Annotated in this window: 23 protein-coding genes; 11 read left to right on the forward strand and 12 right to left on the reverse strand. The window is 70.7% G+C overall.

Annotated elements, in window-relative coordinates; all coding sequences use genetic code 11:
* Positions 1 to 319: 319 nt before the first annotated feature.
* The 3 genes from ABCR83_RS15905 to ABCR83_RS15915 all read left to right on the forward strand — a co-directional run bounded on the left by ABCR83_RS15905 (position 320) and on the right by ABCR83_RS15915 (position 3,683).
* Positions 320 to 1,084: a DsbA family protein gene (locus tag ABCR83_RS15905; RefSeq protein WP_462695657.1), complete on the forward strand. Its 765-nt coding sequence runs from the start codon at positions 320 to 322 to the stop codon at positions 1,082 to 1,084.
* Entirely contained in the window at positions 1,081 to 2,940 is a 1,860-nt protein-coding gene (locus ABCR83_RS15910) for a S9 family peptidase (protein ID WP_462695658.1), read from the forward strand. Before ABCR83_RS15905 ends, ABCR83_RS15910 begins: the two co-directional genes overlap by 4 nt.
* Before the next feature lie 188 nt (positions 2,941 to 3,128).
* Complete coding sequence (locus tag ABCR83_RS15915; RefSeq protein WP_462695659.1) at positions 3,129 to 3,683, forward strand: GNAT family N-acetyltransferase; 555 nt, start codon at positions 3,129 to 3,131, stop codon at positions 3,681 to 3,683.
* A 110-nt stretch (positions 3,684 to 3,793) separates the two neighbouring features.
* Here ABCR83_RS15915 and ddaH read toward each other — a convergent pair whose 3' ends face one another.
* Entirely contained in the window at positions 3,794 to 4,609 is an 816-nt protein-coding gene (gene ddaH / locus ABCR83_RS15920) for a dimethylargininase (RefSeq protein ID WP_462695660.1), read from the reverse strand.
* Positions 4,610 to 4,736: 127 nt separating this feature from the next.
* Positions 4,737 to 4,919: a DUF6243 family protein gene (locus ABCR83_RS15925; protein ID WP_462695661.1), complete on the reverse strand. Its 183-nt coding sequence runs from the start codon at positions 4,917 to 4,919 to the stop codon at positions 4,737 to 4,739.
* 138 nt (positions 4,920 to 5,057) lie between these two features.
* On the opposite strand from ABCR83_RS15925, the gene ABCR83_RS15930 reads away from it, so the two are divergent.
* Together ABCR83_RS15930 and ABCR83_RS15935 are read left to right on the forward strand one after the other, a co-directional pair.
* Positions 5,058 to 5,660 carry a TetR/AcrR family transcriptional regulator gene (locus ABCR83_RS15930; RefSeq protein WP_462695662.1) on the forward strand — a complete coding sequence of 201 codons (603 nt, stop codon included), beginning with the start codon at positions 5,058 to 5,060 and terminating at the stop codon, positions 5,658 to 5,660.
* A 94-nt stretch (positions 5,661 to 5,754) separates the two neighbouring features.
* The gene (locus ABCR83_RS15935) at positions 5,755 to 6,480 is read left to right on the forward strand and encodes a bifunctional DNA primase/polymerase (RefSeq protein ID WP_462695663.1); all 726 of its coding nucleotides are present in this window, start codon (positions 5,755 to 5,757) and stop codon (positions 6,478 to 6,480) included.
* 25 nt (positions 6,481 to 6,505) lie between these two features.
* Here ABCR83_RS15935 and ABCR83_RS15940 read toward each other — a convergent pair whose 3' ends face one another.
* From ABCR83_RS15940 to ABCR83_RS15970, 7 genes are all read right to left on the reverse strand, one after another.
* The gene (locus ABCR83_RS15940) at positions 6,506 to 7,423 is read right to left on the reverse strand and encodes an SCO2278 family lipoprotein (RefSeq protein WP_462695664.1); all 918 of its coding nucleotides are present in this window, start codon (positions 7,421 to 7,423) and stop codon (positions 6,506 to 6,508) included.
* Positions 7,353 to 8,354: an iron uptake transporter permease EfeU gene (gene efeU / locus ABCR83_RS15945; protein ID WP_462695665.1), complete on the reverse strand. Its 1,002-nt coding sequence runs from the start codon at positions 8,352 to 8,354 to the stop codon at positions 7,353 to 7,355. The genes ABCR83_RS15940 and efeU overlap by 71 nt, the downstream gene beginning before the upstream one ends.
* A 28-nt stretch (positions 8,355 to 8,382) precedes the next feature.
* Complete coding sequence (efeB, locus tag ABCR83_RS15950) at positions 8,383 to 9,648, reverse strand: iron uptake transporter deferrochelatase/peroxidase subunit (RefSeq protein ID WP_462695666.1); 1,266 nt, start codon at positions 9,646 to 9,648, stop codon at positions 8,383 to 8,385.
* 14 nt (positions 9,649 to 9,662) lie between these two features.
* The gene (efeO, locus tag ABCR83_RS15955) at positions 9,663 to 10,793 is read right to left on the reverse strand and encodes an iron uptake system protein EfeO (RefSeq protein WP_462695667.1); all 1,131 of its coding nucleotides are present in this window, start codon (positions 10,791 to 10,793) and stop codon (positions 9,663 to 9,665) included.
* 86 nt (positions 10,794 to 10,879) lie between these two features.
* Positions 10,880 to 11,764 carry a heme ABC transporter ATP-binding protein gene (locus ABCR83_RS15960; protein WP_462695668.1) on the reverse strand — a complete coding sequence of 295 codons (885 nt, stop codon included), beginning with the start codon at positions 11,762 to 11,764 and terminating at the stop codon, positions 10,880 to 10,882.
* Between the two features lie 47 nt (positions 11,765 to 11,811).
* The gene (locus tag ABCR83_RS15965) at positions 11,812 to 12,870 is read right to left on the reverse strand and encodes a FecCD family ABC transporter permease (RefSeq protein ID WP_462695669.1); all 1,059 of its coding nucleotides are present in this window, start codon (positions 12,868 to 12,870) and stop codon (positions 11,812 to 11,814) included.
* 10 nt (positions 12,871 to 12,880) lie between these two features.
* Positions 12,881 to 13,864, reverse strand: a complete 984-nt coding sequence (locus tag ABCR83_RS15970; protein WP_462695670.1) for a heme/hemin ABC transporter substrate-binding protein — start codon at positions 13,862 to 13,864, stop codon at positions 12,881 to 12,883.
* Between the two features lie 150 nt (positions 13,865 to 14,014).
* On the opposite strand from ABCR83_RS15970, the gene ABCR83_RS15975 reads away from it, so the two are divergent.
* Positions 14,015 to 15,388, forward strand: a complete 1,374-nt coding sequence (locus ABCR83_RS15975; RefSeq protein WP_462695671.1) for an HtaA domain-containing protein — start codon at positions 14,015 to 14,017, stop codon at positions 15,386 to 15,388.
* 81 nt (positions 15,389 to 15,469) lie between these two features.
* Entirely contained in the window at positions 15,470 to 17,092 is a 1,623-nt protein-coding gene (locus tag ABCR83_RS15980) for an HtaA domain-containing protein (protein ID WP_462695672.1), read from the forward strand.
* A 55-nt stretch (positions 17,093 to 17,147) separates the two neighbouring features.
* On the opposite strand, the gene ABCR83_RS15985 is transcribed toward ABCR83_RS15980, so the two are convergent.
* Positions 17,148 to 17,822, reverse strand: a complete 675-nt coding sequence (locus ABCR83_RS15985; RefSeq protein ID WP_462695673.1) for a response regulator — start codon at positions 17,820 to 17,822, stop codon at positions 17,148 to 17,150.
* 12 nt (positions 17,823 to 17,834) lie between these two features.
* Positions 17,835 to 19,013, reverse strand: a complete 1,179-nt coding sequence (locus ABCR83_RS15990) for a sensor histidine kinase (protein WP_462695674.1) — start codon at positions 19,011 to 19,013, stop codon at positions 17,835 to 17,837.
* A gap of 165 nt (positions 19,014 to 19,178) precedes the next feature.
* On the opposite strand from ABCR83_RS15990, the gene ABCR83_RS15995 reads away from it, so the two are divergent.
* The 4 genes from ABCR83_RS15995 to ABCR83_RS16010 all read left to right on the forward strand — a co-directional run bounded on the left by ABCR83_RS15995 (position 19,179) and on the right by ABCR83_RS16010 (position 21,791).
* Positions 19,179 to 19,934, forward strand: coding sequence for an ABC transporter ATP-binding protein (locus ABCR83_RS15995; protein ID WP_462695675.1), 756 nt, complete (start codon positions 19,179 to 19,181; stop codon positions 19,932 to 19,934).
* Positions 19,924 to 20,697, forward strand: coding sequence for an ABC transporter permease subunit (locus ABCR83_RS16000; protein WP_462695676.1), 774 nt, complete (start codon positions 19,924 to 19,926; stop codon positions 20,695 to 20,697). The genes ABCR83_RS15995 and ABCR83_RS16000 overlap by 11 nt, the downstream gene beginning before the upstream one ends.
* Before the next feature lie 103 nt (positions 20,698 to 20,800).
* Positions 20,801 to 21,259, forward strand: a complete 459-nt coding sequence (locus tag ABCR83_RS16005) for a hypothetical protein (RefSeq protein ID WP_462695677.1) — start codon at positions 20,801 to 20,803, stop codon at positions 21,257 to 21,259.
* Between the two features lie 16 nt (positions 21,260 to 21,275).
* Positions 21,276 to 21,791: a hypothetical protein gene (locus ABCR83_RS16010; RefSeq protein ID WP_462695678.1), complete on the forward strand. Its 516-nt coding sequence runs from the start codon at positions 21,276 to 21,278 to the stop codon at positions 21,789 to 21,791.
* Positions 21,792 to 21,810: 19 nt separating this feature from the next.
* Here the strand turns inward: ABCR83_RS16010 and ABCR83_RS16015 are convergent, their stop codons facing one another.
* Entirely contained in the window at positions 21,811 to 22,080 is a 270-nt protein-coding gene (locus ABCR83_RS16015; RefSeq protein WP_462695679.1) for a GntR family transcriptional regulator, read from the reverse strand.
* Positions 22,081 to 22,306: the final 226 nt, after the last annotated feature.

A 22,306-nucleotide genomic window follows, 5' to 3' on the forward strand; every position in this document is an offset into this window, starting at 1 on the left:
GATCCCGCGACGTTAGCGCAGGGCGCCAAACATGTCGATAGCGGTTGGAACTTCTGATTCTTCCGTTACTGCATGAGCGACCTGATATGGGAATAGATCCGAGAGAAGCGGCATAGACGGATTTTGTTGTATTGGCCACCACACGCCGTGGGCCTGACAGTTGGTGTGAGAGGCGGCAAAGCGGTTCAAGGTATCCCTGGGGGTGGCACATGCGGGTCGGAGTGCGGGATCGCTGGAACCCGGCACGGGCGGCGCTGCGGCATCGCAGACGTGAGCCGGGCGAGTTGGCCGGAGAGCCAGGAGGTGAACGGTGATGCCGATGACCGCAGTTGCCGTCCTCGCGGCGGCGGGTGTTGCCGTACTGGCCTTCAGCCTGACCGCCAAGCTGCTGGACTGGCAGCGCACCCAGCTGCGCTGGCCGGTCCGGGGGCGGGCCGCCCGGCCGGCCGGCCCGGTACCGGTGGTCCTGGCCGAGGCCATGGTCGTCCTGCTGGACCTCGTCCCGATGAGCGTACGGCTGCGCGGCGTACTGACGGCGGCCCTGTACCTGGCCTACGCGGTGGCCGCGTTGGTGCTGCGCGGCCGCAACTGCGGCTGCTTCGGCGCCGGGATCACCACCCGCTTCGGCTACGGGCACGCGGCGGCCTGCGCCGCCGCCGCCGCGCTGACCGCGGTCGTCTCGGTACCCATCACCACCGCCTCCCTCGGCGCGGCGGATGCCGCGCTCACCGGCGCGGCGGCGGCCCTGGGGCTGTGGTGGCCCCAGGCCCGGGCCGAACGACGGGCCACCGACCCGGCGAGGATCCCGCTGATCGAGCGCATCGTCATCTACGGCTCCACCAACTGCCCGCACTGCAAGGGCCTGTGGACCCACCGGGAGCAGCTCACCGCCATCTCCGCACACCCCGTGGAGTTCCGGCTGATCGACCAGCTCCCCGGTGGCAAGGACGCCGAGAAGGCGGCGATGGCCGAGGCGGGCGGCGCGGTGCCCGCTGCGGTCGGCTACCGCTCCGACGGCCGGCGGGTCTACGGTCCGGCCGTCGGCATTGCCACCATCCGCGACCTGCTGCGCGCCACCGGGTGAGCGTCCATTCCCGGGTGCTCACCCTGCTCGCCGCCGACACCGGGGTGAGCGCCCGGCACAGCCCCGACGGGCGGACGGCGCTGCTGTTCAGCCACGCCGCCCACCCGCCCGCCGGAGTCCCGTCCGACGCCTGCCCGGTGCGGCTGGCCGGGCCGGACGGCGGCCTGCGGCCGGTGCCGGGGCTGTGGCTGCGTCCCACGGTCTGCGCGTGGTCGCCGGACGGATCGACGGTCGCCGGTCAGCGCACCGACGGCAGCGCCATCGTCCTCGACACCGCCACCGGGGCCGTCACCGAGCTCAACGGACGGGGCAGGCCACTGGGTTGGGCAGGTGCCGGGCTGCTTGTGGTGTCCGTCCCCGAGCCGCCCGAGCCCGAGCCGCCCGGCGCCGATGCCCCATGGATCTATGAGGCGGCCCCCGGCACCCGGGTCCGCCTCGCCACCGACCCCCCGCCCGCCGCCCTGTGGACCATCGATCTCCACACCCTGGACCGACGCCGCCTCCCGGTACCCCCCGGCGCGTACACCAGGGCCCGGTGGAGCCGGGAGACGGGCCGGCTGGCCCTGGGAACGCCCGTCGGCCTCACCATCCTGGAGCCGCACGGCTCATGCACCGAACTGACCGGCCCCATCGCTGACTTCACCTGGAGCGGGACCGGACGGCTGATCCTGCTGGAGAGCCACCGCACCCAGGTCGGCCTGTCGGGGGAGGACCGCGGCCCCCAAGGGCGGTGGCCCGCCCGACGGCTGTGGTCACAGCCGGATCCCAACGGCCTCTGGGTGCTCATCCGGGAACGCTCCGGCCTCCGGCTGGTACTGGCCACCGCGGGCCAGTCCATCCGCACCTGGCGGCTACGCGGCCAGCGCCGCGGCTCCCTACGGCTGATCGCGCCCCCGTGCCCGGGCACCGATCCGCTCCGGCTCGTCGTCACCGACCGCACGGGGATCAGCCTGCTGCAGCAGACCGAACCCGGCACCCTGACCGCGGTGCACCGGCTGCGCCTGCCCGACAACGCAGCCTTCGTCAGCGTCGGCGACTGGCACACCGGCACCATCCGGATCGCCTCCCCGGCCGGGGAGTTGGCCTCCCTGCACCCCGGCTCACCGGTGCGCCGCCGCCGCGCGCCCCGCTCCCGCATCGACCTCGGCGACCCGACCGGCACCGGCCGGACCCGGCTCACCCTCCAGCCACCGCGCCGCACGGACCGGCCGTTCGCCACCGTGGTCGAACTCTCCGGCGGACTCGCCCTCCCCGCCTCCTCCGCCGTGCCCCGCCCCCGCCCACTGGCCCACTGCGGCTATGCCGTCGCCACCCTCCACCTCGCCCTTCCCTGGTGGCCCGGAACACCCGACGAGGACATCCGCCCTCGCCTGTGCGAACTCATCACCACCGCCGTCACCCGTCTCGGCGACCATGTGGACGCCACCCGGCTGACCGTGCACGGCCACAGCTTCGGCGCCACCCTCGCGCTGATCGCGCTCGCCGACACCGCGCTCTTCGCCTGTGCGACCGCCATCTCCGGTGCGTACTGCCGCAGTTGGACACCACTGGGCTTCCAGCACGAGACCCGCACCCTATGGGAGGCACCCTCCCTCTACCACGACTTCGACGCCATCCGCTGCGCGTCCCGCATCTGCCGCCCCGTGCTGCTGCTGCACGGACGCGAGGACGCCAACCCGGCCACCCCGGTCGACCACGCCACCCTGCTCTTCCGCTCGCTCACCGCCCTGGGGACACCGTGCCGCTTGGTGATCCTGCCCGGTGAAGGGCACTCGCTCCGCAGCCGGGAGGCGGCGGCCACCGCGCTCGCGGAGGAGGCGGCCTGGGTCGACCGGTGGGCCCGGGGCGACGGGTAGCCGCTCGATACCCGCAATCGCGCCTACTACACCGTGCTCCTTGCTGAGCTACAGCTTGTTCGGGGTGACGTCGAACAAGCTGCGGCCAGTGTTGCCGTCGCCAAGACTGCGACTGTCACCAGTAGTCGCATCAAATGGCGTCTCAATCAAGTAGCGGCGGCTCTCAACTGTTGACCGAAAGGACACACATGAGCGCAATAACGGACTACGAGTTGCGGCACTACACAGGGCAGGAGGTCGCCTCCGTCCACGAGCTCCTGCTGGATATCCACGACGAGGTCTATGCCGGGAGCAATGATCCACTGGCTGGCCGCGCGCAGTTCGCCGGCTTTCTCGACCACTGGGCTGCCCAGCCCTATTTCGACTGTGTCGTTGGATTCCAGGACGGGCAGCCGGTGGGCTACTCGTATGGCGCTCCACTCAGCGAGGCGACGACTTGGTGGGCGGGAGTCGAACCGCCTCCTGATACCGCTTTTGTCACCGAGACCGGTACCAGAACCTTCGCCTTGTCCGAACTCATGGTTCGCGCGCCGTGGCGCGGCGTTGGGTGCGCGCGATACATCCACGATGAACTGCTGGCAGGGCGGAGCGAGGAGCGTGTCACGCTCCTGGTGCACCAGGAACATCCCAAGGTGCTTGCGCTTTATGAGGCTTGGGGTTACCAGATGGTGGGGGAGACCACACCGCCATTCCCCGGAGCTCCTGAGCTGTATGCGATGGTGCTGCCGCTGAACCACGCGTGAGCCTGGGGGGCTGAGACCGCCAGCCCCCGTCGCTTGGAGTAAGGGGTGCAGTCGTACGTCAGTGAGATCGCCGGGGGTCGCCGGGCGCGGCGCCCCCGGTCGTGAAAGCTCTAACGCAGTTCCTGTGTGCAGCACTTCACGCTGCCGCCTCCCTTCAGCAGTTCGCCGAGGTCCATGGCGATGGGCTCGAAGCCCCGCTCCCGCAGGGGTGCGAAGAGTCCCACCGCGGCCTGGGGGAGCAGCACATGGCGGCCGTCGCTGACGGCGTTGAGGCCGAGGGCCGCGGCGTCCTCCTCGCTTGCGATCAGCGCGTCGGGGAAGAGTCTGGCCAGGACCGCCCGGCTGCCCGGGGAGAAGGCGCCCGGGTAGTACATGACCTCGTCCCCGTCGAGGACGCACAGGGCCGTATCGAGGTGGTAGTAGCGGGGGTTGACCAGGTCGAGGCCGATCACGGGGCGGCCGAAGAACTCCTGGGCCTCGGGGTGGGAGAGCGGGCTGCTGCGGAAGCCGCGCCCGGCGAGCAGCCAGGAGGCGGTGACGGCGAAGTCTCCCTCGCCCTCGTTGATGTGCTCGGGCTCGCGGACCTCGGCGTAGCCGTGGGCGCGGAACCAGTCGGTGTGGACGGCGGCCTCGGGGACGCGTTCGGGGTGGGCGAAGCGGGCGCCCAGGACGCGGCCGTCGACGACGGTGGCGCCATTGGCGGCGAAGACCATGTCGGGGAGTCCGGGGCGGGGTTGGAGCTCCTCGACGGTGTGGCCGAGGGCGCGGTAGCGGTCGCGCAGCTCTTCCCACTGGGTGAGGGCGAGCGGCAGGTCGACGGGCTTGGCGGGGTCCATCCAGGGGTTGATCGAGTAGGTGACCTTGAAGTGGGTGGGCGGGCACATCAGAAAGCGGCGAGGGGTGGCCGCACGTGGTGCGGTAGGCAAGTAGCGCTCCTCAGGATGATGTTGGGCACGTACGCGGCTGTCGTACGTGCCCAAATCGTCCATGCTCGGCGACCTGTGCGCATGAACCGTACGGGTGGTTTACAGCTGGTGGCCCCCTATGCATCCGTTATGCATCCGTGGTGCCGGAGCGTCCTTCGCGCAACGTGCGCAGCAGCTCGCGCTTCTGTGCGTTCGCGTCGATGCCGCGGTTGCCCCGGCCGCCTTGGGCCGTGCCGCGGAGTGCCGTGCGGGAGAGCTTGCTGCGGGTGCCGCCGACGCCGAGCAGATTGCCGTTGTTTCCCCGGGTCATGGGGTCTCCTTTCGTCATCACCTTGACGAGACGTATCGTCTCGCTGTCGTGTTACCCATTGCCGCATGGGACGGATCGTCTTGTCAACACTTAATGAGACGAACCGTCTCGCCTTGATCTCCCGCTAGGCTGCCGCCCATGGCCTCCAAGAACACCCCCGACGCCACGCGCCGCAGTGAGCGCTCCCGGCGCGCGATCCTCGACGCCGCACTCGAACTCGTCGGCGAGACCGGCTATCAGCGGCTCACCATCGAGGCCATCGCCGCCCGGGCGGGCGTCGGCAAGCAGACGATCTACCGCTGGTGGCCTTCCAAGGCCGCCGTCCTGCTCGACGCCTTTATCGCCCTCGGCGAGGAGAACACCGCCGAGCAGGCCGAACTCCCGGACACCGGCGACCTGGAAGCCGACCTCAAGCTGGTGCTGCGCGCCACCGTCGACGAGCTCAACAGCCCGAGGTACGACGCGGCCTACCGCGCCCTGGCCGCCGAGAGCATTGTCAACCCGGAGCTCTGCGCCCAGTTCGTGGCACGGGTGCTGGAACCGGGGCTCGGGCTCTACGCCACCCGGTTGCGCGCCGCCCAGGAGGCCGGGCACATCGGCGCGGACTTCGACCCCCGCATCGCCCTCGAACTGCTCACCGGCCCGCTCGCCCACCGCTGGCTGCTGCGCACCCTGCCCCTGACGCATGAGTACGCCGACGCCCTCGTGGACCTCACCCTGCGCGGGCTCACCGCCCGCTGAAGCGGCCGGTGTCACACTCCCGGATGTGCCCGGCGGTCACGCCGGGCCCAGGATGGTGGCAGCATGGGAGAACGCGGTCGAAGTGAGGGGATAGATGGAACGCAAGAGCAGATTCTCCCAGTGGCTGCGCCGTCCCAGGAGCGGAGCGGGCGGCGATACGGGTACGGGGGCGGCGACCGGAGCCGCCCGCGAGGAACTGCTCCTGGCCGCGGCCGCCGCCGGATTCCCGCTGGCACCCGCCGCGCACCCGTCCGGCTACGGCTGTTCCTGTGAGCGCATCGGCTGTCCCACCCCCGGCAGGCATCCCGTCTCGTTCGCCTGGCAGACGCTCGCCACCACCGACTTGGAGAAGGTCACCAAGTGGCTGCGCAGCCAGCCGGAGGCCAACTTCATCACGGCCACCGGCATCGCCCACGATGTGCTGGACGTACCGGCCCAGGCGGGCCGGCAGGCCCTGGACCGGCTGGCCGCGGCGGGCATCGAGGTCGGGCCGGTCGCCACCGTGGCACCCGACCGCATGCTGTTCTTCACTGCGACCCGGGGCACTCCGGATGACGAGGACGAGTGGTGGCCCTGCGAACTGGACTGCCATCCCGAGACGATGGACGAGCACCCGGGGCTGCGCTGGCACTGCCGGGGGAGCTATGTACTGCTGCCGCCGTCCCTGCTGCCGGGTGACGACGCGCAGGTGGCATGGCTGCACGGGCCGGAGCGGGCGCTGCCGGATCCGCTGACGCTGCTGGAGGCGCTGACCGACGCCTGCGCGCAGTACGCGGGGGACGACCACGAGCACCATGCGGCCTGGCCCATGGGCCGTTGACGGTGACCGGCGCATCGGACACGCCCTACTCGCCCTTCGCCGCCGTCATGGCCTCGATGCGGTTGAGGAAGGCTATTCGGCCGCCGGCCGGCTTCGCGGGTATCCGCACCGCCGACTCCGAGACCCGGGTGTAGGTGACCGCGGTCCTCAGCTCCCCGGTCAGCAGCGCCTTGGTGCGGGCATCGGTGACCGCCGGGCGCAGCCCCTTGGCCATGGTGCGCTTCTCCCGGTGGTGCGCGGTGAAGAAGACCAGCGCACCGCCGTCCCGGGTGCGCAGACCCAGCGGGGGGAAGCCCGGGGGCCCGTCAGGGGTGTCGATGTACTCGGTCCAGAAGCCGGGCGTACGGGCCAGCCTGGCCCGGTCTGCGCGCGCCTGCGAGGTCGGGCCGCTGGGAGCGAAGACCTCGCCCGCACCGGTGCGCAGATAGCTGGTGTAGGCGTCGCTCACCGCGGACGGCGGCACGGTGAGATCCGCGCCCGGGGGCGCCGGAAGTACGTAACCGTCCTTGTCCGTGGAGAACTTGGGCACCCGGTCGGCGGTCATGATCGACAGATATGCGGCCTTCCACGGCTCCTTGGCGCCGGCCCGGGTGAAGGCCACCAGCCAGCGGTTGCCGTCCCGGTTGCTGTGGGTGTCCGCGACAAAGAACTTGGGCCAGCCGGCCAGCTGCGGAATGGCGAACCTGGCGTCGTCGAGCACCAGGGGCGGATACCCCGGATTGCCCTTGGGGGTCGCCGCCCGCTGGGCGGCCAGATCGGCCTTGCCCATCTCGGCCAGCGCACCGGTCTCGACCCGGTCCACCAGGGCCGGGTCGAGCCTGCGGTACGCCTCGGTATAGCCCGCCGTGAACTCCCGGAGGACCTTGGGGGCTTCAGCCCTGCTCACCGACGGGATGATCTCCCGCTCGCCGTGCACCGTCACGCACCCGGTCGCCACCAGCATGGGCGGTACCGTCAGTGCCGCCAGCCACGGAAACAGTCTCGGGCGCGGCCGGCGTCGCATCGGGCTTGTCCTCCTCGGGGGCTGCCAGTGCCGCGTCGGCCGGGGTGTGCCCGTCAAGGAGCGGCGTCCGGGCAACCCTACCGGGGGCGAAGAACACCAGCAGCGTGGGGACCAGATACAGCGCCCAGACGGCGACCTGCAGCCAGGTCGGGTCCGGCTGGAAGTTGAAGACTCCCTTCAACAGGGTGCCGTACCAACTGTCCACCGGGATCTGGTCGCTGATGTCAAAGGCCTTGCTGCCCAGGCCCGGCAGCGCATCGGCCTCCTGGAGGTCGTGGAAGCCATAGGCGAGCACACCCGCCGCCACCACGATCAGCATGCCGCCGGTCCAGGTGAAGAACTTCGCCAGGTTGATCTTCACCGCGCCGCGGTAGAACAGCCAGCCCAGCACCACGGCGGTCAGCAGCCCCAACAGGGCGCCGACCAGCGGCCGTACCCCGTCGTCGGTGGCCTGCACGGCCGTCCAGATGAACAGCGCGGTCTCCAGGCCCTCCCGGCCCACCGCCAGGAACGCCGTGACGACCAGCGCGGTGGTGCCCATCGCGAGTGCCGCGTCCAGCTTGCCGTGCAGCTCCTTCCTCAAGTGCCGCGCGGTGCGCCGCATCCAGAAGACCATCCAGGTCACCAGGCCGACGGCGACGATGGACAGCGAGCCGCCGAGCATCTCCTGTGCCTCGAAGGTCATGGTGTGCGAGCCGTACTGGAGCAGGGCACCGAAGGCCATGCTCAGCAGCACGGCCGCGGAAATGCCGAGCCAGACCGGGCGCAGCGCGTCCTTGCGCCCGGTCTTCACCAGGTAGGCGACGAGGATGCAGACGACCAGGCTGGCCTCCAGGCCCTCGCGCAGGCCGATCAGATAGTTGCCGAACACGCGGCTTTCTCCTTACGTCGGGAGACCGTCAGCTGAAGAGGGCCCTGCCCCACCAGTCGTCCTTGGTGCGGACGCCCGGCGGCACGGCGAAGACCGCCGAACCCACGTGCTGGATGTACTCGTTGAGGGCGTCGGAGCGGGACAATTGGGTCTGCAGCGGTATGAATCCGTCCCGTATATCGCGCTGGTAGGCGATGAAGAACAGGCCCGCGTCGAGCCGCCCCAGACCGTCCGTGCCGTCCGTGAAGGAGTAGCCGCGGCGCAGGATCGTCACGCCGCCGTTGCTGTCCGGGTGGGCGAGCCGCACATGGGCGTCCGGCTTCATCGCCCTCAGGTCGGGCTCGTCGTGCTCGCGCTGCCTGCCCTGCGGGGCACCCTCGGCCTTGTCCCGGCCGAAGGTGTCCTCCTGCTCCTTGAGCGAGGCCCGGTCCCAGGTCTCGATGTGCATCCGGATGCGGCGGGCGACGAGGTACGAGCCGCCGGTCATCCAGCCGGCGCCGTCCTGTTCGCCGACCCAGACGTGCTTGTCGAGCCGGGCGGTCTCGGTGCCCGCGATGTTCCGGGTGCCGTCCTTGAAACCCATCATGTTGCGCGGGGTCTGCGCGTCCGGCGTGGTCGAGGACGTCTTGCCGAAGCCGAGCTGCGACCAGCGGATGGCCACCCGGCCCATGCCGATCCGGGCCAGGTTGCGGATCGCGTGCACCGCGACCTGCGGGTCGTCTGCACAGGCCTGGACGCACAAGTCGCCGCCGCTGCGCGCCGGGTCGAGGTTGTCGCCCTTGAATGCGGGCAGGTCGACCAGGGCCTTGGGGCGCCGGGCCCGGAGGCCGAAGCGGTCCTTGCCGTCCTTCTCGAACAGGCCGGGGCCGATGCCGAAGGTCAGGGTCAGCCGGGAGGGCTTGAGGCCGAGCGCCTCGCCGGTGTCGTCCGGCGGCAGCTCTGCATTGTCGGCGTACCCGCCGCCCGCACCGTCGCCGACCTCGTGACCGGCGGTCATCCGGGCGGCCGCGGCCGTCCACTCCTTGAGCAGCCCGACCAGTTGGCCCCGGTCGCCGGTGGTGACATCGAAGGCCGCGAAGTGCAGCCGGTCCTGCACGGGCGTGGCGATGCCCGCCTGGTGTGCGCCGTGGAAGGGGACGGCGTCCCCGGCGGAGGCGGCGGGCGCGGCGTCCTTGCCGAGGTTCAGCGCGGTGGCCGTGCCCCCGGCCGCGGCGGCACCCAGCGCCAGCCCGGCACCGCCCCAGCCGAGCAGCGCCCGGCGGGAGGGCTTCGGGTTGGTCTTCGCTTCGGACATCTCGGGCGACCCGGTCACTTGGCGACGGCCGCGGCGAGCTTGGACAGCGGCTCGGAGAGCGCGTTGACCACGTCCGACAGCTTCTTGCGGCCGTCCTTGCCGACGGTCTCGTAGGAGGCGAAGCCATCGCCCTCGCGGTGCGCGTCCAGCGCCTTCTTGACGGCCGCGAACTGCTTGTCCAACTCCTTGACGAGCGCCGGGTCGTGCTTGGCGGCGACCGGCTTCAGCAGCTGGTAGGCCTGCTCCGCGCCGTCCACATTGCCTTCGAAGTCGACCAGGTCGGTGTGGCTGTAACGCTCCTCCTCACCGGTGATCTTGTTCCGGTAGACCTCGTCGAGGAGTTCCTTGGCGCCGTTGGCCATGCTGGTCGGGGTGATCTCGGCGGTGCCGACGCGCTTCTGCCAGCCCTGAAGGTCCGCCAGCAGCCGGTCGGCGAGGGCCTTGTCCGCATCGGTGATCTTCTTGGTGTCCCACAGGGACTTCTCCAGCCGGTGCCAGCCGGTCCACTGCTGCCCCTTCTCCAGGCCGTCCTCGCGGACGTCGACCTTGGGGTCGATGTCACCGAAGGACTCGGCGACCGGCTCGGTGCGCTCCCAGCCGACGCGGGACGGGGCGTAGGCCTTCTTCGCCTCGTCCAGGTCGCCCTTCTTGACGGCGGCCACGAACTTCTGAGCCGCCGGTATGGACTCGTCGGCCTGCTGCTGGACGTACTTGCGGTACGCCGCGACCGCCTTGTCGAGCTCCGGGTCGGCCTTCCGCTGCTCGCCGCCGCCGGACACGGTGATCTTCTGCCGGATGCCGTCGCCCTTCATCCCGGGCTTGCAGGCGATCTCATAGGAACCGGCCTTGATCGTCGCGGTGATCTCCGCCCTGGTGCCCGGGCCGATGTTCTCGCGCTCGGTGACGATGCGGTCGTCCGGGGCGTAGACGTAGACCTCGGTGACCTTGGAGCCCTTGTTCTGGACATTGATCTTGACGTGGCCCGCCGGGAACGAGGTCCTGGAGACCTCGCACTTGTCGTCGGACGCCTTGACGTTGACGGCGTCGGAGTCCTTGGAGTCCGACTTCTCGGCACAGCCGGACACGGCGGTCAGGGCCGCCACCGCCGCGACGGCGGTGACGACGGAGGAGCGGAGGGCACGCATTCGGGCTCCAGGGCTGGCTCGGGGAAGTCGGATAGGCCGATATGCCGACATGGCCGAAAGAACATGTCGAATTAGGCTGACCTAACTTACCTGAGCCTTGCCTGGCCTTTACCCTCGGGTGATGTGATCCGGCTCTCACGCCTGGGGAGCACCAGGGGTTCGCCGGTGCGGGGATGCTCGATGACCTCGATGGGCTGGGCGTAGACCCGGCTCAGCAACTCCGCTTGGAAGACCTTCGCGGGCGGGCCGTCGGCCGCGATGCGCCCCTGGTGCAGTACGGCGACCCGGTCCGCGTGGGCACCCGCGAGCCCCAGGTCGTGCAGGACGACCACCACCGCGTCACCGGCCGCGGCCCGCTCCCGGCAGATCCGCATGACCAGCTCCTGATGGCGCAGGTCCAGCGCGGCGGTCGGCTCGTCGAGCAGCAACAGCGGGGTGCGCTGGGCCAGTACGCGGGCCAGCGCGACCCGGGCGCGTTCGCCGCCGGACAGCGCGGCGAAGGGGCGGGGGGCGAAATCGGCCACCTCGGTGGCGGCCATCGCGGCCCATACGGCCGGGTCGTCCTCGTTCTCGGCGTTCTCGGCCGCCGTCCCGGCCCACGGGGCGCGCCCCATGCGGACCACCTCCTCGACGGTGAACGGGAACGACAGCTCCGCCGACTGCGGCAGCACGGCGCGGCGCAGCGCGAGTTCGCCGGGCTCCCAGTCGGTGACGGGGCGGCCGTCGACGAGCACCTCGCCGGACTCGGCGGGCAGATCGCCCGCGAGCGCGGCGAGCAGCGTGGACTTGCCCGCGCCGTTCGGCCCGACGAGCGCCACGAATTCACCGGCGGCGACGCAGAGTTCGGCCTCCGCCAGCACGGTGCGCGCCCCCAGCCGGACGCGCAGGGCGCGGGCCTCGGCACGGGGGGTGCCGATGGGGGAGGGGGCGGGAAGGCTGGGGGTTCGGGAGGTGAAGAGGGACTTGAGCATGTGGGGTCTCCTTGCCGGTGCGGTGGCCGAGGGCTGGGAGCGCGCCCTCACCGCCAACCCCCCTGCCGTCGCCGGGACTTCCGCAGCAGCCAGAAGAAGAACGGGCTCCCGATCAGCGCCGTCAGCACCCCCAGCGGCAGCTCCGCGGGCTGGACGGCCGTACGGGCCGCCAGGTCGGCCGCGACCAGCACCACCGCACCCCCCAGCGCACTGCCCGGAATGAGGAACCGATGCCCCGGCCCCGCCGCCATCCGCAGCAGATGCGGCACCAGCAGCCCCACAAAGCTGATGATCCCGGCCACCGCCACCGCCGCCGCCGTCAGCAGCGCCACGACCAGCACCAGCACCAGGCGCAGCCGCTCCACATCCACCCCCAGATGGCGCGCGGGCCGCTCGCCGAGCGCCAGGAGATCCAACTTCCGCCCGTACAGCGGGGCGACGGCCAGCCCCACCAGCGCACACGGCAGCACCGCCAGCACCTTCGGCCAGGTCGCCTGGGCGAGCGAACCGAGCTGCCAGAAGGTGATCTGCGAGATCTGCGCATTGTCCGCGACAAAGACGCCCAGCCCGATCAGCGCCATCGCGAAGGCATTCGCCGCGATGCCGGTGAGCAGCAGTGTGACCACCTCGGTACGACCGCCCGAGCGGGACAGCAGATACACCGTCAGCACGGTCACCAGGCCGCCCGCGAACGCACAGGCCGTGATCGTCCAGTTGCCGAAGAAGCCCAGCCCCAGCGCGATCGAGGCCACCGCGCCGACCGCCGCACCCGACGAGATGCCGATCACCCCCGGCTCGGCCAGCGGATTGCCGAAGACACCCTGCATCAGCGCACCCGCGCACCCCAGCGAGGCCCCCACCAGCAGGGCCAGCACCACCCGGGGCAGCCGTACATTCCACAGCACGCTCTCGCCGACCCGGTCCAACTCCGCCCCGCCGAGGCCGACTCGGTGCAGCACCGAGCCCACCACCTCGCCGACCGGGATGTCATAGGCGCCGATTCCGGCCGACAGCAGACAGAGCGCCACCAGGACGGCGGCCATCGCGCAGGTGAGCAGGAACGTCCGCCGGGACCGCCGACGCGTCGCGGGGAGGGCTTCGGCCATGGTGGTCATGTCACTTGCCGCCCTGGTGGATCTGCTCGACCAGCGAGGCGAGCACCTCATCCGTGCGCGGACCGAAGTTGAGCAGCACTCCGTCGTCGATGGCCGCGACCCGGCGGTCCAGGCCCGCCGGGGTCTGCCCGACGCCCGGGATCTTCAACAGGCCGTCCACCCCGCCGACCGAGGCGAGGCCCTTGGTCATCACCAGGATGACGTCCGGCGCCGCCTTGACCAGTGCCTCGCTGGTGATGGGGGTGAAGTCCCGCTTCAGCCCCGACTCCTTGCCCGCGTCCACCCCGCCCGCCGCCTCGATCAGCGAATCCGCCCCGGAACCGGCACCGGCGAGGAGATAGACGGATGCCGTGCCGCGCAGATAGAGGAAGGCGACCCGGGGCCCGCCGCCCCGGGGAACACCCCGCTTCACCTTGTCGATGCGCTCCTCGGTGCGCTTGCCCAACTCGCTTCCGGCCGCCCGCACTCCCAGCGCGGCCGAGACCCTGTCGATGCGCGCACCCACGTCCGAGAGCTGCTTGGCCGGGTCGAAGACCACCACCGGGATCCCGGCGGCCCGGATCTGCCCGAGGGCCTCGGCGGGCCCGGTCGTGGTCTCGGCCAGTACCACCGTGGGCTTGAGGGAGAGCACGCTCTCCGCCGAGACATCGTGCGCCCGGGTGACCACCGGGAGCTTCTCCGCCTGCGCGAAGGTGGCGGTGATGTCCCGGGCCACCACCCGGTCCCCGAGCCCGAGGGTGAAGACGATCTCGGAGAGCGAGCCGGTCAGCGGAACAATCCGGTCCGCGCTGTGCACGGTGATGTCCTTGCCGTCGGCGGAGCGCACGCTGACCGGGAGTTGGGGTCTGGGCTTGCCCGCCAGGGGTTCCACCCGGTCGGCCCGGCCGTTGCTCGCCTTGGCGGCGGGGGCGCTGCCGCTCTCCGTGGAGCCACAGCCGGTGAGGAGGACAGCAAGGGCGAGCAGGGCGCCGATGACGCGCGACATGCGTATCGGTGCGCCCAACGGCTGCTGTTGATGCACTGTGCTGCCTTTCCGCTGTGGATGGGGTGTACGACCGATGCCAGCGTAGTTTAGGTTAGCCTTACCTAAATCGCTATGCCGGATCGGTTCCCGGTCCACTCGGAAAGGTTCTCGATGTCGCCCTGCAGACCTGCCCGCGCACCGGTCGCCGTATTCCTCACGGCACTGATCGCTGCCCTGCTGCCGTTCTCGGTGGCACACGCGGCGGAGAGCCGCGAGGTGTCCGGCGGGCGGCTGGACTGGGGCATCAAGTCCTCCTTCCAGAGCTATGTCACCGGGCCCATCGCCCAGGGCAGTTGGGAACTGCGGGACGGCGCGGCGACCATCGGCAGCAGCCAGTTCCGCTTCCACTCCGCCAAGGGCACCTACCAGCCCGGCACCGGAGCCTTCGAGGCGGGCTTCTCCGGCGGAGTGCACTTCACCGGACATGGGCAGGCGGACGGCTCCCACCAACTCGACCTCACCATCGGCAATCCGCGGGTCAGGATCTCGGGCTCCGGCGGCACCCTCTACGCCGACCTGACCAGCAAGGCCAAGGGCACCGGCAAGGTCACCGCGGCCTCCCGGGTCCCGCTGGCCGACCTCGACCTGTCCGGGGTGAACCTGAAGGGCGGCGGTACGGCCGTCAACCTCTCCAGCATCCCCGCCAAGCTCACCGCCCGGGGCGCGGAGGCGTTCGCGGGCTACTACACCGCCGGTACGCCCCTGGACCCGCTGAACCTCTCGGCCGACATCGTGGCCGGGGGCAGGCCTGCACCCTCCGCCCCGGCGTCCACCGATGCGCAACGGCCCGCCGGACCAGGCGAGTTCACCGGCGCGGCCGTGGACTGGGGCGTCCGCCGCACCTTCCGCGAGTATGTCACCGGCTCCATCGCCCAGGGCTCCTGGAAGCTGACCGACGGTGCCCAGGACGGCGGCGCCCTCTTCCGCTTCCCTCGCGGCAAGGGCACCTACCAGGCCGAAGACGCCGCCCTGGACGCCTCGTTCACCGGCACCCTCCGCTTCACCGGCAAGGACCTCGACCTCGCGCTGGGCGCGGTCAAGGTCGAGGTGAAGGGCCGCACGGGCACCTTGACGGCGGATGTGACCCAGGGTGGCAGAGGGACGGACAAGGGGGTGCCCCTGGTCACCTTTGACGCCTCCGGTCTCCAACCCAAGGACGGGCTCGCATCGCTGACCGAGGCCCCGGCCAAGCTCACCGCCCGGGGGGCGAAGGCCTTCGCGGGGATGTACCAGGAGGGCGCGGAGATGGATCCGGTCTCGCTGGCCGTCCCCCTCGACGGCAAGGCAAAGCTGCCGCCGCTGCCCGATGTGGGCCATGGGCCCGCGGCCGAGCCCTCCGCCAGGCCCTCCGGCAAGCCCGCTTCCGCCTCCGCCGCGTCGGACTCCTCACTCACCGCCCCGCTCGCCGCGACCGGCGCGGGTGTACTGGCCGTGGCGGCCATCGGCTACCTGGTGCTGCGGGCCCGCCGCAAGAACGCCAGGTGAACGCCCCGGTTCACCCTTCCCGAACGTCCTTTCGCTTTACTACGTTTCTTGTCCTTGCCCCCTTCCAAGGAGATCCGCACCATGGCAGTCATCCGCCGCCCGCTGGCCCTCGCCGCCGCCGTCGCCACGGCGACGATGCTCGGCGCCACGGCCCTCACCACACCCGCCTATGCGGACGTCCCCGCTCCGGCGGCGGCCGGTGGGCCGCCGAAGATCGAACTCAAGGACGGCACCCTGACCTGGGGGGTACGGGAGTCCTTCCGCGACTACGTCACCGGCCCCATCTCCGGTGGCAAGATCCAGGTCGCCGACGGCGCCAAGCAGGCCGCCAAGAACGGCGCGTTCACCTTCACCGGCGGCAAGGGCAGCTATGACCTGTCGCAGCACGCCGTGGCCACCACCTTCAAGGGCAGTGTGCGCTTCCTCGGCCACCCCAAGAAGGGCGGTGGCTGGGAGCTCGACATCAAGTTCGCCAATCTGAAGCTGGCGACCAAGGCGAAGACCGGCAGCATCACCGCCGATGTCACGGCGGACGGCAAGACCCGCAAGGGAGTTGCCGTCGCCTCGCTGGACCTGTCCAAGGTCAAGCCGGGTGGCGGCGCCAAGGGCACCATGACCTTCGCCAAGATCCCGGCGAAGCTGACGGCGGCCGGGGCAAAGGCGTTTGTCTACCACAAGAACGGCAAGGACATACCGTTCTACAAGGCGGGCGACCCCCTCGACCCGGCCACCCTCTCGGTGCGCACCGGCAGCCCGCAGAAGCCGGTGCCGCCCAAGCCGCCGAAGAAGCCGGTCGATGCGGCGGGCGCGATGAACGCGGCCGAGTCGCCGGCCCCCTCGAACTCGCCCGCCCCGTCGGCCCCGTCCACCTCCTTGGGGTCCACCTCTTCGGGCTCGCCCAAGGCCGCCGCCGAGTCCGGCACCGTCTACGACGGCAACCTGGACTGGGGCGTCAAGAAGTCCTTCCGGGACTATGTCACCGGCAGCATGGCCAACGGCAAGGTCGAACTCTCCGCCGGCGCCCAGAAGTCCGGTGACGGCTACCGCTTCATCAAGGGCACCGGCAGCTATGACGCCTCCGCCGCCACCCTGGACGCGTCCTTCGACGGAATGGTCCGCTTCCTCGGCCACCAGGAGAAGGGGACCTGGAAGCTGGACACCAAGCTCAGCAAGCTGAAGATCAAGGTGACCGGCGCCACCGGCACGGTGTACGCCGATGTCTCCTCGGTGGACCGCAAATCCGGGCAGGTCGTCAACACCGCCGGAATGCCGCTCGCGGATCTCAAGCTTCCGACGGACGCGCTCAAGGCGAAGGACGGTGTCATCACCCTCTCCGCCGTCCCCGCGACGGTGACCGCGCAGGGCGTCAAGATGTTCGGCAGCTATCACGTCGGTGACGCGGTCGACCCGGTCACCGCCGCGATCGCCGTGGACAAGAACGCCCAACTCCCGGACGGCAGCTCGGGTTCCTCCGCCGACTCCACCGGCAAGGGCACCAACGGCGGTGACGCCAACACCGGCGACGCCGGCACCGGTGGCTCCGGCGGCGCCAAGGGCGGCGTCACCGGCAACGGCGAGGATGCCCTGGCCAACACCGGATCGAGCACCCCCACCGCCCCCCTCGCGGGCGGCGCGGCAGCGCTCGTCCTCGCGGGCGGCGCGGCGGTCTACGCCACCCGGCGCCGTACCTCCGGCCGGGGCTGAGGCTCCTGCCCGTGCCCGCCGCCCGGAGGGGCGGCGGGCACGCCCCCAACACCGCTCAGCGGTCGCCCGCCCGGACCAGCCCGGTCTCATAGCCGATGATCACCAGCTGGACGCGGTCCCGGACGCCCAACTTGTCGAAGAGATGGCCGAGATGCGTCTTCACCGTGGCCGGGCTGACCTGCAACCGCCGGGCGATCTCGCCGTTCGCCAGCCCCTGTGCCACCAGCAGCAGCACCTCACGCTCCCGGGCCGTCAGCCCGGCCAGCTCGGTCGGCACCCGCGGCAGGGGCTCGGGGCGCCGGCAGAACTCGGCGACCAGGCGCCGGGTGACCGACGGGGCGAGCAGGCTCTCACCGGCGGCCACCACCCGGATTCCCTGCAGCAGTTCGGCCGGGGAGACATCCTTGAGGAGGAAGCCGCAGGCGCCCGCGCGCAGCGCGGTGAACACATAGGAATCGAGGTCGAACATGGTGAGCATCATGACCCGTACGCCCGCCGTCCGCGGGGTGCCGCGGATGATCCTGGTGGCCTCGATGCCGTCCATCTCCGGCATCCGGACATCCATGAGGACGACATCCGGCTGATGGCGCGTGGCCAACTCCACTGCCGCGACGCCCGTTTCGGCCTCGCCGACCACGGTCAGGCCCGGCTCCGCCTCGACCAGCACCCGGAAACTCCCCCGGAGCAGCGCCTGATCGTCGGCGATCAGCACCCGGATCGGCTCGCGCACCGCTGTCCCCCCTCAGTCGGACTGCCGGGTGAACGGTAGCCGGGCCGCTATCCCGAACCCACCGTGCGGCCGGGGGCCCGCCCGGAACTCCCCGCCGTGCAGGGCGACCCGCTCCCGCATGCCGAGCAGGCCATGCCCGTCCGAGTGGCCCGGCCGCCGGGCCGCCCGCCCACCGGGCCCGCTGTCGGTGACCTCGATCCGCAGCTCGCGCTCGTCGGCCACCAGACCGACCCGGCAGCGGGTGGGGCCAACGTGCTTGATCACATTGGTCAGGGCCTCCTGGACGATGCGGTACGCCGAGAGGTCCACCGCTTCGGGCAGGCCCCCGGTGTTCCGGGTGTGCAGCTCGACCTCCACGCCCGCGGTCGCGGTGTGCTCGATGAGCGCGGGCAGACCGGACAGCCCGGGCGGAGGCCGGAGTTGGGGCTCCTCCTCACCCGTACCGCCGTGGGAGCGCAGCACGCCGAGCATATGGCGCAGCTCGGCCAGGGCGATGCGGCTGGCCGTCTCGATGACACCCAGCGCTGCACCCGCCTCCTCCGGCCTCTTCGCCAGGACATGGTTGGCGACGCCCGCCTTGACCGCGATCACCCCGATGTGATGCGCCACGATGTCATGCAGTTCGCGCGCGATCCGCAGCCTTTCCGCCGCGACGGCGTCGGCGGTGCGCCGCTGTGCCGAGCGCTCCGCGTAGAGCCGTCGTTCCCGGACGGCCCGCCCGCCCGTCCACACCATTCCGGCCAGGGGGAACCCCACGACCTGGAGCGGGAGTTCGCCGGAGTTCCTCGTGCCGGCCAGCACGACGCCCAGCAGGAAGACGACGCTGGCCACACCGATCGTCGAGGTGGGCACCCACCGTATGGGCCGCACGGTCACCGCCACCCAGTACAGGGCGTACGCCACCGACAGCAAGGGCTCCGACAGGATGCCGGACAACGCCGCCACCAGGGAGGCCACCGTCACCACCGTGAACACCGGTACCGGCCACCGCCGACGTGCGCCGACCGGCAGCCCCATCGCCGCCGCCAGGACGAGGCGGGCCACCAGCGGGGTCCCGGCCGCCCGTGGTGCGCTGAGCAGCAGTACGAACAGCGCGGTGAGCCCGGCCGCGACCAGCCAGTCCACGGCCGGCGACTCGACCTGCCACCACCGCCGGACCATCGGATGCCGCTCGGCACGATCATCAGCCACCCGGCGACCGTACTGTGCGCCAGGGCGCGGGGCCTCGGCTCCGAGGATGACAACCGGGAGGCGGATAGCGCATTGTTTCGCGGGCCGTTGTCGGCTTCCGGGCGGAAGCCGGAGTTCGGCCGGCGGGCCGATGGCCTCGCACCGCCGATGCGGCACCGTCGAGCCGTGATCGAAATCCAGGAGCTGACCAAGCGCTATGGCGACACCGTCGCCGTCGACGACCTGACATTTTCCGTGCAACCCGGCAAGGTGACCGGCTTTCTCGGCCCCAATGGCGCGGGAAAGTCGACGACCCTGCGGATCGCCCTGGGACTCGGCCGCCCGACCCACGGCCGGGTGCTGCTCAACGGCCGCCCATACCGGCAACTGCGGGAACCGCTCCGGGTGGTGGGCGCGCTGCTGGACGCCAAGGCCGCACAGCGCAGCCGCACCGCATATCACCACCTGCTGTGGCTCGCCCGGACCCATCGGCTGGGGCGGCGGCGAGTGCGCGAAGTGCTCGCCCTGACCGGCCTCGAACCCGCGGCGAGCAGGCGGGCGGGCGGCCTCTCCCTGGGCACGGCCCAACGCCTGGGCATCGCCGCCGCATTGCTGGGCGATCCGGAGATCCTCCTGCTCGATGAACCGGCCAATGGCCTGGACCCGGAGGGCATGCACTGGATCAGGACCCTCGTGCGTCAGCTGGCCGCCGAGGGGCGGACCGTTCTGGTCTCCAGCCATCTGATGGGCGAAATGGCCATCACCGCCGACCGGCTGATCGTCATCGGCCGGGGCCGGCTGCTCGCGAATTCAAGCGTGGCCGAGTTCATCGAGGGCAACCGCGGCTCCTCGTTGGAAGAGGCATTCCTCCGGCTCACCGCGGACGCCACGGAGTTCCGCGCCTCCGGGACACTCCCCAGGGGGCCGGGACATGCTCGGTAACTCCCCCCTCGCTGTGCTGCGGGCCGAGCTGACCAAGATACGGACGCTGCGGTCGATGGTCTCCGCACTCGCCCTGGCCTGCGTACTGAACATTGCCACGGCGGTGATCGGCAACCTTTCCGTGCGCCATGCCCTCGACATCGGAAGCGACCGGGTCCGGCCGGACTTCGATCCGGTCAACGCCGGGTTTGTCGGAGTGCAGTTCGGCCAGCTCTGCCTGATCGCCTTCGGGGTGCTGCTGATGGGCGGCGAATACGGGAGCGGACTGATCCGCGTGTCGCTGGCGGCCGTTCCCCGGCGCGGCCTGTTCTTCGGCGGGAAGATCGCCGCCGCCGTCGCCGTGACCCTTCCGCTGTCCATCGTCATGGCCTTTGCCGGCTTCTGGACGGCCGAGCAGGCATTGGGCCCCTATGGAGTCTCCCTGTGGGAAGGCGATGCCCTGCGGGCGGTGCTGGGCGCCCCGCTCTACCTCACCCTGATGTGCCTGTTCGCGCTCGGAGTCGCCACGGTGCTGCGCAGTACGGCCCTTTCCATGACGGCGGTGGTCTCGCTGGTCCTGGTGCTCTCCTCGATGGCGAACCTGGTCCCCGGACTCAGGCAGGTCGCCCGCATTCTCCCCGACCGCGCCGGCTCGCAGATCATGACGGTGGGCCGGGCGGCGGACCCGGCGATCGGCCCATGGGCCGGACTGCTCATCCTGATCGCCTGGACCCTGGCCGCGCTGACCGGCGGATACCTGCTCCTCCGCCGACGCGACACCTGAGCCGGCGCGCCCACAACTGGCCTGATACCTCATGGCGATTGTTGAAACCCGGGCATAGTTTTTTACGGACTCAGCACTCGCTCACGGACCATGGAGGTCATCAATGAGAATGCGATTAGCCGGAGTAGCCGGCGGCGCCATCGCCGGTGCGGCCTGCCTGGCCTTGTCGTTCCCGGCCCAGGCCCTGGCCCAGGCACCCTCCGCCCCCTCGGTGGATCTCCTGTCGCTATGGGATACCTGTTCGGCCGCACTGGACTCGCCCCATGAGTCGCATACCAATCCGGATGTCATCAATGTGCATGCGGATCTCAAGGGCTGTAAGAAGAAGATGCCCTCCTACTCGATCTCCGTCACCCTCTACCGGGAAAGCACCCAGGTGGCGCACAACTCCGGCTCCGGGTCGAACAAGTTCAAGGCACGTGTCGTGGCCAACTGGCCGCCGCCGAAGGGGCAGTGTCACAAGTACTCGGCCAGCGCCACCTTCACCATCACGGCCGACGGGCATGCGCACACCACTACGCTGACCAACCACAGCCAGGGTGAGATCTGCATCAAGAAGTAAAGTAGCGTCGGGGGCCATGACTCAATACACCGTTTTCCTGACGGTCACCGAATCCGCCCTCACCGCGCTCGCCGTCGAGACGGAACGCCTGGCGGAGTCGGAGGGACGGGCCGCGGCCGCGCTGGCCGATGTGCCCTCCGGCGCCGTCTGGCCTGACCTGGCCCCGGCCGTCCGCCGGGAGACGGTTGCCCGGGTGCGCGCCGTACCGCATCACGCGGTGGACCACACCGCCGGGCCCCGGCCCCTCGACTGCCTCAACAGCCTTGCCGTCAACAGCTCGTTGGCCGAGATCGCCGACCGGCCGCGCACCGTGTACCTGACCGGTGACCGCCCGCTCGGCGAGGCGGCGACGGCACCCTTCCTGGCCGGCGCGGAGGCGGTACGCGCCGACGCCGAGGCGCGGTATCCCGCGCTGGCCCGCCTCGTCGCACTGCTCGCCACGGCCGCGGCGTCCTCGGTCGAGGGTGCGGTGCCCGATGAGCAGGATCTGTACGACGCATTTGACCGCTATACGCTCGGGGGTCTGGACTAGGGGCGGATCGGTGTTCTGCTCAGCGGCTTTCCGGCTGCTGCTCCGTGACGAAGGTCCCCTTGGCCGGCAGTGTGACCAGGAGTCCGCGTTCCCGAAGCTCCTGGATCGCACGGCGGGTTGTACCGATCGCGACCCCGTACTGCTCGGCCAGGTCTCGTTCTCCTGGTAGGCGGGAGCCCAGCTTTAGCTCCCCTCCCTCGATCTGAGCCGCGATGTGGTCCGCGACCTGCATATACACATAGGCCGCCCTGGTTGGGTCGATGGGTGGAATGCTCTGCTCACCTGCCATGCAAGTCAACATAGAGCACTGGTGTGCAACACGTATGGGTGGATAGCGGCTTACTGCTCCATACCGCTCCATCACTCGGTATATCTTCGCGGCAGATGAGACCCCGGCGACGCTTGCCAGCGCCCCAGGGCTTGGCACTGCTGGCTGAAGTGGAGCATCGACAATTGACTTCTCCCCCTCGTAAACGAGGGGGATTCCTACGGCTCGCGCCGTGGGGTTTTCTGCT

The organism is Streptomyces xingningensis, from assembly GCF_054957865.1.

What these genes read in the sequence shown, in the direction of transcription:
- ABCR83_RS16000 (WP_462695676.1), top strand. Translation starts at nt 19,924, where the DNA reads ATGCTCGGTAACTCCCCCCTCGCTGTGCTGCGGGCCGAGCTGACCAAG.
- ABCR83_RS16010 (WP_462695678.1), top strand. Translation starts at nt 21,276, where the DNA reads ATGACTCAATACACCGTTTTCCTGACGGTCACCGAATCCGCCCTCACC.
- ABCR83_RS15915 (WP_462695659.1), top strand. Translation starts at nt 3,129, where the DNA reads ATGAGCGCAATAACGGACTACGAGTTGCGGCACTACACAGGGCAGGAG.
- ABCR83_RS15970 (WP_462695670.1), bottom strand. Translation starts at nt 13,864, where the DNA reads ATGTCGCGCGTCATCGGCGCCCTGCTCGCCCTTGCTGTCCTCCTCACC.
- efeO (WP_462695667.1), bottom strand. Translation starts at nt 10,793, where the DNA reads ATGCGTGCCCTCCGCTCCTCCGTCGTCACCGCCGTCGCGGCGGTGGCG.
- ABCR83_RS15965 (WP_462695669.1), bottom strand. Translation starts at nt 12,870, where the DNA reads ATGGCCGAAGCCCTCCCCGCGACGCGTCGGCGGTCCCGGCGGACGTTC.
- ABCR83_RS15925 (WP_462695661.1), bottom strand. Translation starts at nt 4,919, where the DNA reads ATGACCCGGGGAAACAACGGCAATCTGCTCGGCGTCGGCGGCACCCGC.
- ABCR83_RS15975 (WP_462695671.1), top strand. Translation starts at nt 14,015, where the DNA reads ATGTCGCCCTGCAGACCTGCCCGCGCACCGGTCGCCGTATTCCTCACG.
- ABCR83_RS15960 (WP_462695668.1), bottom strand. Translation starts at nt 11,764, where the DNA reads ATGCTCAAGTCCCTCTTCACCTCCCGAACCCCCAGCCTTCCCGCCCCC.
- ABCR83_RS15905 (WP_462695657.1), top strand. Translation starts at nt 320, where the DNA reads ATGACCGCAGTTGCCGTCCTCGCGGCGGCGGGTGTTGCCGTACTGGCC.
- ABCR83_RS16015 (WP_462695679.1), bottom strand. Translation starts at nt 22,080, where the DNA reads ATGGCAGGTGAGCAGAGCATTCCACCCATCGACCCAACCAGGGCGGCC.
- efeB (WP_462695666.1), bottom strand. Translation starts at nt 9,648, where the DNA reads ATGTCCGAAGCGAAGACCAACCCGAAGCCCTCCCGCCGGGCGCTGCTC.
- ABCR83_RS16005 (WP_462695677.1), top strand. Translation starts at nt 20,801, where the DNA reads ATGAGAATGCGATTAGCCGGAGTAGCCGGCGGCGCCATCGCCGGTGCG.
- ABCR83_RS15935 (WP_462695663.1), top strand. Translation starts at nt 5,755, where the DNA reads ATGGAACGCAAGAGCAGATTCTCCCAGTGGCTGCGCCGTCCCAGGAGC.
- ABCR83_RS15980 (WP_462695672.1), top strand. Translation starts at nt 15,470, where the DNA reads ATGGCAGTCATCCGCCGCCCGCTGGCCCTCGCCGCCGCCGTCGCCACG.
- ABCR83_RS15940 (WP_462695664.1), bottom strand. Translation starts at nt 7,423, where the DNA reads ATGCTGGTGGCGACCGGGTGCGTGACGGTGCACGGCGAGCGGGAGATC.
- ABCR83_RS15930 (WP_462695662.1), top strand. Translation starts at nt 5,058, where the DNA reads ATGGCCTCCAAGAACACCCCCGACGCCACGCGCCGCAGTGAGCGCTCC.